At 54.6% G+C, this 12,982-nt stretch carries 9 protein-coding genes; 8 read left to right on the top strand and 1 reads right to left on the bottom strand.

Annotated features, from left to right (window positions below; genetic code table 11):
* Window positions 1-171: 171 nt before the first annotated feature.
* Entirely contained in the window at window positions 172-1,935 is a 1,764-nt protein-coding gene (gene ycaO / locus LZU96_RS13235) for a 30S ribosomal protein S12 methylthiotransferase accessory factor YcaO (protein ID WP_233984734.1), read from the bottom strand.
* A 313-nt stretch (window positions 1,936-2,248) separates the two neighbouring features.
* Here ycaO and serC point away from each other — a divergent pair, with 313 nt between their 5' ends.
* From serC to lpxK, 8 genes are all read left to right on the top strand, one after another.
* Complete coding sequence (serC, locus tag LZU96_RS13230; protein ID WP_233984733.1) at window positions 2,249-3,334, top strand: 3-phosphoserine/phosphohydroxythreonine transaminase; 1,086 nt, start codon at window positions 2,249-2,251, stop codon at window positions 3,332-3,334.
* 82 nt (window positions 3,335-3,416) lie between these two features.
* Window positions 3,417-4,703 (top strand): 3-phosphoshikimate 1-carboxyvinyltransferase, encoded by a 1,287-nt coding sequence (gene aroA, locus LZU96_RS13225; RefSeq protein WP_233984732.1) that lies wholly within the window; start codon window positions 3,417-3,419, stop codon window positions 4,701-4,703.
* A gap of 196 nt (window positions 4,704-4,899) precedes the next feature.
* On the top strand, window positions 4,900-5,586 hold the full coding sequence (gene cmk / locus LZU96_RS13220; RefSeq protein WP_233984731.1) for a (d)CMP kinase: 687 nt from the start codon (window positions 4,900-4,902) through the stop codon (window positions 5,584-5,586).
* Between the two features lie 108 nt (window positions 5,587-5,694).
* Window positions 5,695-7,368: a 30S ribosomal protein S1 gene (gene rpsA, locus LZU96_RS13215; protein ID WP_031376639.1), complete on the top strand. Its 1,674-nt coding sequence runs from the start codon at window positions 5,695-5,697 to the stop codon at window positions 7,366-7,368.
* A gap of 82 nt (window positions 7,369-7,450) precedes the next feature.
* Complete coding sequence (ihfB, locus tag LZU96_RS13210; RefSeq protein WP_003849360.1) at window positions 7,451-7,735, top strand: integration host factor subunit beta; 285 nt, start codon at window positions 7,451-7,453, stop codon at window positions 7,733-7,735.
* Between the two features lie 202 nt (window positions 7,736-7,937).
* Window positions 7,938-10,193 carry a DNA internalization-related competence protein ComEC/Rec2 gene (locus LZU96_RS13205; RefSeq protein WP_233984730.1) on the top strand — a complete coding sequence of 752 codons (2,256 nt, stop codon included), beginning with the start codon at window positions 7,938-7,940 and terminating at the stop codon, window positions 10,191-10,193.
* Window positions 10,194-10,227: 34 nt separating this feature from the next.
* Window positions 10,228-11,976, top strand: a complete 1,749-nt coding sequence (gene msbA / locus LZU96_RS13200) for a lipid A ABC transporter ATP-binding protein/permease MsbA (RefSeq protein WP_233984729.1) — start codon at window positions 10,228-10,230, stop codon at window positions 11,974-11,976.
* Window positions 11,973-12,968, top strand: a complete 996-nt coding sequence (gene lpxK, locus LZU96_RS13195; protein ID WP_233984728.1) for a tetraacyldisaccharide 4'-kinase — start codon at window positions 11,973-11,975, stop codon at window positions 12,966-12,968. The genes msbA and lpxK overlap by 4 nt, the downstream gene beginning before the upstream one ends.
* Window positions 12,969-12,982: the final 14 nt, after the last annotated feature.

The following is a 12,982-nucleotide window of genomic DNA, read 5'->3' as shown; positions in this document are numbered from 1 at the left end:
CTTTTTCAAGCGGCGATTATCATTCATTGTTAACGGATATGTTAATTAATATGAAGTGTTGTGACGTAAAAAAATTTTAATGGCGCTAATGTTTTTTAGAAATAACGCCCCATCTTCCGGATGATCCGGTAGCCGGGGCGTCAGCCTGTTTTACTGCTTAGCGCAGATGAATTATGCGCTTTGCCAGTAACGACGCTTCGCAGCCTGCAGTTTTTCATAGGCCGCCAGCAAAGACTGGTGCGCCGGGAACGCTTTCAGTTCCTCATCCACCGCCTGAAGGCCATAGAATGGGCTTTCACCACTGATCGCTGCGGAAGCGGCTTCCATTGCCTCTGTGCCGTACATGCGCACAAACGCATGATGATATTGCAGCGGGTCACGCTCATCTTCCATCGCCAGCAAAAGCAGTGTCTGCAGGCAGCGATAGTAGTTAGCGCGTTCAGGCGTAAAGATGGAACTGTTGAATTCCATTGTCCATTCCGTCCAGATCAAGGCCTGATCCAGGTCGCCTCCCGCCATTGCCAGCATCGCTTTCAGCTCGCCAATGCGCAGGGTATACCAGCCGTTATCTTTACCGGTCGCCAGGCCCAGCAGTTCGCGGACGCGGGTAAAGTCATCAAAGCCTTCGTCATCGAGCTGGCCAATCAGATCCAGATACTCTTCCGGATTCCAGTTGCTGTCAGGCAGAGCCAGTAAGGTTTCACGCATACCCGCGCCCATGCTGTTATTCGCCAGCAGCAGGTCTTCCGCCGGATAGATGTCCGACATGCCAGGTACGATAATACGGCAGGCATAGACGCCCAGATGCTCATAATCAGCGATATAGACTTCCTGATCTTCAGCCGCGAAGATCGCCATCAGCGTGGCAAATTCCTGTTCCGTGGTGCCAGCAAAGGTCCAGTCAACAAACGGGTAATCTGCCGTCTCTTTAAACAGGTCCCAGGAGATCAGGCCGCTTGAATCGATGAAGTGCGTTTCGAGATTCGCGTGTTCCGCGACTTCTTCATCATCGAAGGTGGGCGGCGTGAACACATCCAGATCTTTGAGGCTGCGACCCTGCAATAACTCGGTAACGGTACGTTCAAGCGCCACGCCAAAATCAGGATGAGCACCGAACGAAGCGAAACAGGTGCCGTTGGCCGGATTAAACAGGACCACACAGATGACCGGATATTTTCCGCCCAGCGAGGCATCGTAAGCAAAGATGGGGAAACCTTCCGCTTCCAGGCGCGCAATCGCCTCGACCACGTCAGGATAACGCTGCATCACGGCATCCGGAATGGCCGGCAGGCTGATGGCTTCAGCGATGATGCGGTTTTTAATGTAGCGCTCGAAAACTTCTGACAGCCCCTGAACCCGTGCCTCATTAGCGGTGTTGCCCGCTGACATCCCGTTAGAGACGTAGAGGTTACCGATGATGTTCATCGGAATGTAGACGGTTTGCTGATCGGACTGACGGGTAAAGGGCAGGGCGCAGATGCCACGCTCAACATTGCCGGACTGCAGATCAATCAACTCTGCGGCGGTCAGCGCATTATCCGGATCGTAAAAAGCGCGCAGGCGCGGGTCAAGAATGCCTTCTGGCAGAGATTCATCAGCCGGCAGCGCAAACCATTTTTCATTGGGATAGTGAACGAAATCGCCGTTGGCGATAGTTTTTCCTAACCAGAAATCAGCGAAGAAATAGTTGGTTGAGAGACGCTCAAAATATTCACCCAGTGCAGAGGCGAGTGCCGCTTTCTTGCTGGCCCCCTTACCGTTCGTGAAGCACAACGGGCAATCGCGGTCACGAATATGCACAGACCAGACATGGGGAACAGGATTCAGCCAGGAGGCCTCTTCAATATTAAAACCAAGGTCCTGAAGCTTGTTCTGGAAACGGGTGATGGAGTCTTCCAGCGCGGCATCTTTGCCCGGGATAAATGTTTGCGTCATAGTGCCGCTCTCTCAGTTGTCATAGGGTGCGTAAAGCGCGCAATGATACGGATTTTGCCGACGATCCGCTATCAAGGCGGGATAAATTTACCGGCTTAGTGTTCATCACCAGGGCTGTCAGACCAAACGGCAATTCGGCAGGCTGGACGAAGCCTCACAAAATTTTGTGTTGGTTTGCATTGGTAACATAACCTCCGGCACGACGGATTCAGAAAATGTGACCGTCACCGGATTTATGATTGCAGCCATCAGGATGCAGTGATAAAACCGGTAAGTTATTCATAACCGTTCGATATGACAGTGGTGAGGGGAAATGACGCAAGTTTATAATTTTAGCTCCGGCCCAGCGATGCTGCCGGTTGAAGTGCTCCGTCGTGCAGAACAAGAGCTGACAAACTGGCGTGGCCTGGGAACCTCCGTAATGGAGATCAGTCACCGCAGCAAAGAATTTATTCAGGTGGCCGAAGAAGCGGAGCAGGACTTCCGTGATCTGCTAAAAATACCGGCCAATTACAAAGTATTATTCTGCCACGGCGGCGCGCGTGCGCAGTTTGCTGCTGTGCCGGGCAACCTGCTGGGCAATGCGTCATCGGCTGACTACGCCGATGGCGGCTACTGGGCGCACAGCGCAATAAAAGAAGCGCAGAAGTATTGCTCCCCACGCACCCTGGATGTCAAAACCACACGTGACGGTAAACGTGCGATTCTGCCGATGCGGGAATGGGACTTTAGCGACGACTCTGCTTATCTGCACTTCTGTCCGAACGAAACTATCGACGGTATTGCGATCGACGAACAGCCTGATTTTGGCAGCAAAACGGTGGTCGCAGATTTCTCCTCTACCATTCTTTCGCGTCCGATTGATGTCAGCCGTTATGGCGTCATCTATGCCGGTGCGCAGAAAAACGTCGGACCCGCCGGATTAACGCTGGTGATTGTGCGTGAAGATCTGTTAGGCCAGGCGCAGGCCTCGGTACCTTCCATCCTTGATTATAAGGTGCTGGCGGACAATGACTCGATGTTCAATACTCCGCCCACTTTTGCCTGGTATCTTTCTGGCCTGGTGTTCAAATGGCTGAAAGAGAAGGGTGGCGTGGCTGAGATTGACCGGATCAATCAGGCCAAAGCTGACCTGCTGTATGGCGTGATCGATCACAGCGGTTTCTACCGCAATGACGTGGCGACAGAAAACCGCTCACGCATGAATATCCCTTTCCAGCTGGCTGATGCAACACTGGATGCGCTGTTCCTTGAAGAGTCTTTCAGGGCCGGACTGCATGCGCTGAAAGGACATCGGGTCGTCGGTGGAATGCGTGCCTCGATCTATAATGCCATGCCGCTGGAAGGCGTTAAGGCGCTGACCGATTTTATGGTTGATTTTGAACGCCGTCACGGCTGATTAATAACATATCAGCATCAATGCTGATGCCAGACCTCGTCAGTTGGCGAGGTCTTCGTATTTTTTGAGGATTTCGTTTCACATGCAGGACTCCCTGACTCTCCAACCCATCGCGCGCGTCAACGGCACGGTAAATCTGCCGGGATCTAAGAGCGTATCGAATCGTGCATTGCTGCTGGCGGCACTGGCTAAAGGCACCACCCGTCTGACCAACCTGCTCGACAGCGATGATGTTAAGCACATGCTGAATGCCCTTAGCGCATTGGGCGTAAACTACACGCTTTCCAGCGATCGCCGGGTGTGTGAAGTCACGGGAAAGGGCGGTCCGTTGCAATCCGATCAGCCTCTCTCGCTATTCCTGGGGAATGCGGGTACCGCGATGCGTCCGCTGGCCGCCGCGTTATGCCTGGGTCAGCAGGATATTGAACTCACTGGCGAACCGCGTATGAAAGAGCGGCCAATCGGGCATCTGGTCGATGCATTACGCCAGGGCGGTGCCACTATTGAGTATCTGGAGAATCAGGATTATCCGCCGCTGCGTTTGCGTGGAGGCTTTACCGGGGGTGACGTCAGCGTGGATGGCAGCGTCTCCAGTCAGTTCCTGACGGCGCTACTGATGACTGCACCGCTGGCTGAGCAGGACACCCGTATCAGCATCAAAGGCGAACTGGTTTCGAAGCCTTACATCGATATTACGCTGCACCTGATGCGCTGCTTTGGCGTTGAGGTTGAAAACCAGAACTATCAGCATTTCCTGATCAAAGGACAGCAACACTATCAGTCACCGGGCGACTATCTGGTTGAAGGTGATGCCTCTTCGGCTTCCTATTTCCTCGCCGCTGCCGCTATCAAAGGTGGAACGGTACGGGTGACCGGGATTGGCCGCCACAGCGTGCAGGGCGATATCCGTTTTGCCGATGTACTGGAAAAAATGGGCGCGCAGATTGAGTGGGGCGACGACTACATTGCCTGTACGGCCGGAAAGTTACAGGCGATTGATATGGACATGAACCACATCCCGGATGCGGCGATGACCATTGCCACCACGGCGCTGTTCGCCGAGGGAACCACCCAGTTGCGTAATATCTATAACTGGCGGGTGAAAGAGACCGATCGACTGAGCGCGATGGCCACTGAACTGCGCAAAGTGGGCGCAGAAGTGGAAGAAGGCCACGACTTTATCCGCATTACCCCGCCGGCGACGCTGGTTCATGCGGATATTGGTACCTATAACGATCACCGTATGGCGATGTGTTTCTCGCTGGTGGCGCTCTCTGATACGCCGGTTACCATTCTTGATCCGGGCTGTACGGCGAAAACGTTTCCCGACTACTTCGCTCAGCTGGCAAAAATCAGCCAGCCAGCCTGATGCCTCATCTCCGGTGCGTTACTGCACCGGAAATCCTCATATTATCTGGCCGTATTGCGGCAGAGATCCTCTGATTTACCTGGAATTATTAACACCGTCAGTGCGAAAGGGTAACCAAGGATGGTTGGGCAGCGTATAATGCTAGTCATTACCGATGGCCAACAGGCCGACAAGCGCGCAGCAACAGGAGGGAATAATGACAGTAACTGCCCCGGTCATAACTATCGATGGGCCAAGTGGTGCGGGAAAAGGGACCCTGTGCAAAGCAATGGCGGAAGCCTTGCAGTGGCATCTGCTGGATTCCGGCGCAATTTATCGCGTGCTGGCGTTAGCCGCGTTACATCATCAGGTCGATATCGAATCTGAAGAAGCGCTGGTGCCGATTGCCGCACATCTGGATGTGCGCTTTGTGTCACAAAATGGCGAGATGCAGGTGATTCTGGAAGGTGAAGATGTCACCAGCGAAATTCGTACCCAGGAGGTCAGCAACACGGCTTCCCGCGTGGCGGCTTTTCCACGAGTACGTGAAGCGTTACTGCGCCGTCAGCGCGGCTTTCGCGAGGCGCCGGGTCTGATCGCCGATGGTCGCGATATGGGCACCGTGGTTTTCCCGGATGCGCCGGTCAAAATTTTCCTGGATGCCAGCGCTGAAGAGCGTGCCCAGCGCCGCATGCTACAGTTGCAGGATAATGGCTTTAATGTTAACTTTGATCGCCTTTTAGCCGAGATAAAAGAGCGTGATGACCGCGATCGTAACCGCGCAATTGCGCCTTTAGTAGCCGCTGGCGATGCATTGGTTCTGGACTCTACTGAAATGTCTATCGATCAAGTCATTGAAAAAGCGCTACACTATGCCCGGGAAAAGCTGGGCATTACGGCTTAACTGAATTTATCACCCTGTACCAGGGATCCGGTGCCGGGCATGTGAAACAACCCCATCCGACATGAAGTCAGATGGACGTTAAATTGAAGAATCCTGAAGATTATCAATATGACTGAATCTTTTGCTCAACTATTTGAAGAATCCTTAAAAACAATCGAAACCCGCCCGGGTTCTATCGTTCGTGGCATCGTCGTTTCTATCGACAAAGATGTCGTTCTGGTTGATGCGGGTCTGAAATCTGAATCTGCAATTCCTGCAGAGCAGTTCAAGAACGCAGCCGGCGAACTGGAAATCCAGGTTGGCGACGAAGTTGATGTTGCTCTGGATGCAGTGGAAGACGGCTTCGGTGAAACCCTGCTGTCCCGTGAGAAAGCTAAGCGCCATGAAGCCTGGATCACGCTGGAGAAAGCTTACGAAGACGCTGAAACTGTTACCGGTGTTATCAACGGCAAAGTTAAAGGCGGCTTCACAGTTGAGCTGAACGGTATCCGTGCGTTCCTGCCTGGTTCACTGGTTGACGTTCGTCCGGTGCGCGATACGCTGCACCTGGAAGGCAAAGAGCTTGAATTCAAAGTGATCAAGCTGGATCAGAAACGCAACAACGTCGTGGTTTCACGTCGTGCGGTTATCGAATCCGAAAACAGCGCAGAGCGCGATCAGCTGCTGGAAAACCTGCAGGAAGGCATGGAAGTCAAAGGTATCGTTAAGAACCTCACTGACTACGGTGCATTCGTTGATCTGGGTGGCGTTGACGGCCTGCTGCACATCACTGACATGGCCTGGAAGCGCGTTAAGCATCCAAGCGAAATCGTCAATGTGGGCGACGAAATCACTGTTAAAGTGCTGAAGTTCGACCGCGAGCGTACCCGCGTATCCCTCGGCCTGAAACAGCTGGGCGAAGATCCATGGGTTGCTATCGCTAAGCGCTATCCGGAAGGCACCCGCCTGACCGGTCGTGTAACCAACCTGACTGATTACGGCTGCTTCGTGGAAATCGAAGAAGGCGTTGAAGGTCTGGTACACGTGTCTGAAATGGACTGGACCAACAAAAACATCCATCCGTCTAAAGTTGTTAACGTAGGCGACGTGGTTGAAGTTATGGTTCTGGACATCGACGAAGAGCGTCGTCGTATCTCCCTGGGTCTGAAGCAGTGTAAATCTAACCCATGGCAGCAGTTCGCTGAGACGCACAACAAAGGCGATCGTGTTGAAGGTAAAATCAAGTCAATCACTGACTTCGGTATCTTCATCGGCCTGGACGGCGGCATCGACGGTCTGGTTCACCTGTCTGACATCTCCTGGAACGCGACCGGCGAAGAAGCCGTTCGTGAGTACAAAAAAGGCGACGAAATCGCTGCCGTTGTACTGCAGGTCGATGCAGAGCGTGAGCGTATCTCGCTGGGCGTTAAGCAACTGGCAGAAGATCCGTTCAACAACTACATCACGCTGAACAAGAAAGGCGCTATCGTTAACGGCAAAGTAACTGCTGTTGATGCTAAAGGTGCTACAGTTGAATTAGCAGACGGCGTTGAGGGTTACCTGCGCGCTTCTGAAGCTTCACTGGATCGCATTGAAGATGCCACTCTGGTTCTGAGCGTTGGTGACGACGTTGAAGCCAAATTCACCGGTGTTGATCGTAAAAACCGTGTGGTTAGCCTGTCTGTCCGTGCGAAAGACCAGGCTGACGAGAAAGAAGCCATCAATACTGTTAACACCAAACAGGAAGAAGGCAATTTCTCTAACGCTATGGCTGAAGCGTTCAAAGCGGCTAAAGGCGAGTAATCGACCTGAAGCACCGGGTGGGCAACCACCCGGTTTCGGTAAAAGCTGTCATACTTTCCCAGAGGGATAAACCGGAGGTTACATGACCAAGTCAGAACTGATCGAAAGACTGGCGGGACAGCATACTCATATACCGGCGAAAGTCGTTGAGGATGCAGTAAAAGAGATGCTTGAGCACATGGCCACAACGCTGGCACAAGGCGAACGCATCGAAATCCGGGGATTCGGCAGCTTTTCTTTGCACTATCGCGCTCCGCGCACCGGTCGTAACCCGAAAACGGGTGACAAAGTGGATCTGGAAGGTAAATACGTTCCCCACTTCAAGCCAGGCAAAGAGCTGCGCGATCGCGCAAATATCTACGGCTAAGCCGATACCGAACCAGACAAACGACACCTCCGGGTGTCGTTTTTTTTTACCCGCTATTTTTCCGCGCTGACATCCGGATGGGTGCAACCTGTTCTGCAACACCAGCGAATTAATGCGATACCGCTCGCGACTGTCTGATTACCTGCTTTAACGCCTCCTCCAGCCGTTCAGAATAAGTCTCTTCATCAGGATGGATGTGATTATGCTGACATGGATGGTTGTAGCCCGGCTGGGCATTATGGCTACGCTGCCTTTACTGTTTATCGCCCGGCTTCCTGCCGGGGAAAGCATTCTGGGCTTGCTGCTGACAGGGATCGCATTACTGCAATGTCGTCTGCCAACCCTGCGCATAAGCGGGCTCGCACTGCTGCTACTGGCATGGGCTTGTAACGATGCAAGGTTAATGGTCAGGGATATTGAGCATCATGCCGCACGACCAGCCACCTACAGCATCCGCATTGTCGAACTGAAAAAGGAGAGCAGGCAAATCAGGGTTCACCTGCTGAAAGAGGGCGAGCGCTGGCTGTTTCCACCTCGTTTTGCCTGGCTCTATTTCGATGCCGATCCTGAACAGTATTGTCCCGGCCAGCGCTGGACAATGCGATTACGACTGCGGGCGGTTCATGCCCGGCTGAATGAGGGCGATTTTGATGCTCAGCGTTTTGCGCTGGCGAATAATACGCCGTTACAGGGGCACATTCTTCAGCAGGTTGCGGATAAGAGTCAGTGTAACTGGCGCTGGCGATTCATCCTGCGGCACCGCAGACAGACAGCCGCCTTACCGTCACATGCCACATTAGAGGCTCTGGCCTTCGGCATCCGCGATGATTTGAGCCGCGAAACGCGTCAATTGTTGCGTGATACCGGTACCGCTCATCTGATGGCGATTTCAGGTATGCACATTGCGCTGGCGGCAGGCAGCGGCTGGCTGCTGGCTCGCGGACTGCAATTTGCGCTGCCGGCCCGCTATATCAGTTACGGTTTTCCACTGTTACTCAGCTGGCTGTTTGCTGCGCTATACACCTGGCTGTCGGGGGCGCATCCGCCAGCACAGCGCGCACTGCTGGCGCTGACGCTCTGGACGCTCACCCGCATTGCCAGCATTCAGCTCAATAGCTGGCAGGTCTGGACATATTGCGTAGCGCTGCTGTTGATCCTCGATCCCCTGACTGTGCTGTCAGAAAGCTTCTGGCTCTCGACGCTGGCTGTCGCCATGCTGCTGATCTGGTATCACTGGTTCCCGCTCTCCCGCCGATTCCGCCATCAACGGCGCTGGTTACCGCTGCAGCTGCTGCATCTTCAGCTGGGAATGCTGTTGCTGATGGCACCGCTGCAGGTGGCTATCTTTAATGGTATCAGCCTGACTGCACTGGTGGCTAACGTGTTGGCCGTTCCGGTGGTGTCATTCGTTACCGTGCCGCTGATTCTTATCGCAATGCTGCTGCCTCTACCTGCGTTATCGATACTCTTCTGGCAGGCTGCGGATCTGTCGTTACGGGCACTATTACAGTCTCTGGCAGCCTTGCCGCCAGGCTGGTGGCCGCTGCACGGCACCGTTTTTTTCGCGGTGCTGATATGGGGCGGTCTGATTCTATGGCGAACCCAGCTGTTCTTCGCTCTGCCTCTGAGCAGCAGTGCAATTGCGCTCGCGATAATCATGAGTCGCCAGCCGAAACAGGAGCCGGGATGGCGCATCGATATGCTGGATGTCGGTCACGGTTTAAGTATGGTGATCAGTCAGGGCGATGAAGCGGTACTGTATGATACCGGTCCGCGCTGGCAGAGCGACAACGCTGGCAGCCGGGTGATTATCCCCTGGCTGGAGCGCAAGCAGCTGCGACTGAAGCAGATCATCCTCAGTCATAAACATCTCGACCACAGCGGTGGACTTGCGGCGATAACTGCGCGCTGGCCGACGGTTAACGTGCGTAGCGCGCTGGCAAACGACGCCCATCTGCCTTGTGTACGCGGTACGCAATGGCGCTGGGGCCGGCTCCAGTTTGACGTTCTCTGGCCATTGTCCCTGCCGACCCGCGGCGACAACAACGATTCCTGTGTCATCATCGTCGATGATGGTCAGGTGAGATTGCTGTTAACCGGCGATATCGAGGCGATAGCGGAGCGTCAGCTGGTGGCGCTGGAGAAGCAGCGTCTCAGGGTCGATATCCTGCAGGTGCCGCATCACGGCAGCCGCACGTCCTCAACCCCGCTGTTGTTGCGCAGCGCGGCCGGCAAAACAGCACTTGCCTCTCTGGCGCGCTACAACGCCTGGCATATGCCGGCAAAAAGCGTGCTGGAAAATTACCAGCGAGCCGGTTTTAACTGGCTCGACACCGGTCAGTCGGGCCAGATCAGCATCACTATCCAACAGGGTAAAATTGCGGTTTACAGCCTGCGCGATCAATTAATGCCCCGTTGGTACCATCAGTGGTTTGGCGTCAAACGCGAATCCAGGTAGAATGGCCGGCTATTTCCAACAGCGTGAATAAATAATGCATCTAGATAAAGATCTCTCTACGTGGCAGACATTCCGCCGACTCTGGCCAATGATCGCGCCTAACAAGGCGGGATTAATTGTGGCGTCCGTTGCCCTGGTTATTAACGCTGCGGGCGACGCCTTAATGCTCTCCCTGTTGAAACCGTTACTGGATGATGGTTTTGGTAAAGCCGATAAATCGGTGATGCTGTGGATGCCGCTAGTGGTTATCGGCCTGATGCTGATCCGCGGCGTGACCAGCTATATCTCCAGCTACTGCATCTCCTGGGTTTCTGGCAATGTGGTAATGACTATCCGCCGTCGGCTGTTCAGCCACATGATGGGCATGCCGGTCTCATTCTTCGACCAGCAGTCGACCGGCACCCTGTTGTCACGTATCACCTACGATTCAGAGCAGGTTGCGTCTTCCTCTTCGGGTGCGCTGGTTACGGTGGTACGTGAAGGTGCCTCCATTATTGGCCTGTTCATCATGATGTTTTACTACAGCTGGCAGCTGTCGTTGATTCTGATTGTACTGGCACCGATCGTTTCCTTTGCGATCCGCACCGTCTCCAAGCGTTTCCGTAACATCAGTAAAACCATGCAAAACACCATGGGCCAGGTGACGACCAGCGCGGAACAGATGCTGAAGGGTCATAAAGAAGTGCTGATTTTCGGCGGCCAGGAGATCGAGTCTGAGCGCTTTGCCCGCGTCAGTAATCGCATGCGTCAGCAGGGTATGAAGCTGGTTTCAGCCTCGTCCATCTCCGATCCGGTGATTCAGCTGATCGCCTCTCTGGCACTGGCTTTTGTACTCTATGCTGCCAGCTTCCCGAGCGTGATGGATACCTTAACCGCCGGTACTATTACCGTGGTCTTCTCATCAATGATCGCGCTGATGCGTCCACTGAAGTCACTGACTAACGTTAATGCCCAGTTCCAGCGCGGTATGGCAGCCTGTCAGACGCTGTTCTCTATTCTGGACAGCAAGCAGGAAGTGGATAACGGTACTCGTGAAATCACCCGTGCGAAGGGCGATATTGAGTTTCGTAACGTCACCTTTACCTATCCGGGTCGTGATATTCCGGCGCTGCGTAATATCAATCTCTCGCTGCCGGCAGGCAAAACGGTGGCACTGGTGGGGCGTTCCGGCTCCGGTAAGTCGACCATGGCTAGTTTGCTGACCCGCTTCTACGATATTCAGCAGGGCGAAATTCTGCTGGATGGTTTCGATTTGCGTGAGTACACCTTACGTTCGCTGCGTAACCAGGTCGCCCTGGTGTCGCAGAATGTTCATCTGTTCAATGACACCATTGCTAATAATATCGCCTATGCCCGCAGCGAGCAGTACAGCCGCGCGGAGATCGAAAAGGCCGCGACTATGGCGCATGCGATGGATTTCATCAATAAGATGGATAAGGGCCTGGATACAGTGATCGGCGAAAACGGCGTGCTGCTGTCAGGCGGCCAGCGTCAGCGTATTGCGATTGCGCGTGCTCTGTTACGTGATTGCCCGATTCTGATCCTTGATGAAGCCACCTCGGCGCTGGATACCGAATCTGAGCGGGCCATTCAGTCGGCGCTGGACGAACTGCAGAAGAACCGTACCTCTCTGGTGATTGCGCACCGACTCTCTACCATCGAAAAAGCGGATGAAATCGTGGTGATTGAAGATGGTCAGATTGTTGAGCGCGGCACGCACCAGGTGCTGTTAGCGGAGCGTGGGGCCTATGCCCAGCTGCATAAGATGCAATTCGGCCAATGATTGAGCGCATCTGGAGTGGACGCTCACCCTTATGGCTGCTGTTATGGCCACTGAGCCTGCTGTATGGGGCGATCGCCACTCTGATTCGTTACAGTTATCAGCGCGGCTGGCGTAAAAGCTGGCGCGCGCCGCTGCCGGTGGTGGTGGTGGGCAATCTTACGGCTGGCGGTAATGGAAAAACGCCGGTGGTGATCTGGCTGGTCGAGGCATTGCAACAGCGCGGTCTGCGCGCGGGTGTGGTGTCGCGTGGCTACGGCGGTAAAGCAGAACATTATCCGCTGCTGGTTACCGCCCGGACCGCTACCGAACAGGCCGGCGATGAGCCGGTGCTGATTGCCCAGCGCACCGGTGCGCCCGTGGCCGTGGCACCAGAACGGCGGCGGGCAATTGAAGCGCTGCTGAATCAGGGGCCGTTAGATGTGATTATCACTGATGACGGCCTGCAACATTACGCATTGCAGCGCGATCGCGAAATTGTGGTGGTGGATGGTGTCCGTCGCTTTGGCAATGGCTGGTGGCTACCCGCCGGACCGATGCGTGAACGCGCCGATCGTCTGCGCCAGGTTGATGCGATTGTGGTCAACGGCGGAGAAGCGGAGCCCGGTGAAATTGCGATGCAGCTTCAGCCAGGCCTGGCAACCCATCTGCTGACCGGCGAAACCCGCCCGGCTGACCAGCTTCATTCGGTGGTCGCCATGGCCGGTATTGGTCACCCGCCGCGCTTCTTTACCACCCTGAAACAGCAGGGGCTGACGCCGGTCGCCGAGATCGCGTTTGCCGATCATCACGCTTACAGTCAGGATGAGCTGGCGCGGCTGACTCAGGCCGGACAGCAACTGCTGATGACCGAAAAAGATGCGGTAAAATGCCGCCACTTTGCCCAGCCCAACTGGTGGTATCTGCCGGTCGATGCCAGTCTGAAGGGAGAGGCCGTAGCACCGCTGCTGGCCGATATTGAACAGCTGTGCCGCAGCGGCCAGCCAGGACATTAATTTCCCGATCAATA

Source organism: Pantoea agglomerans, assembly GCF_021397715.1.
GTDB lineage: Bacteria > Pseudomonadota > Gammaproteobacteria > Enterobacterales > Enterobacteriaceae > Pantoea > Pantoea astica.
This window is presented reverse-complemented; position numbering and strand designations above follow the sequence as displayed.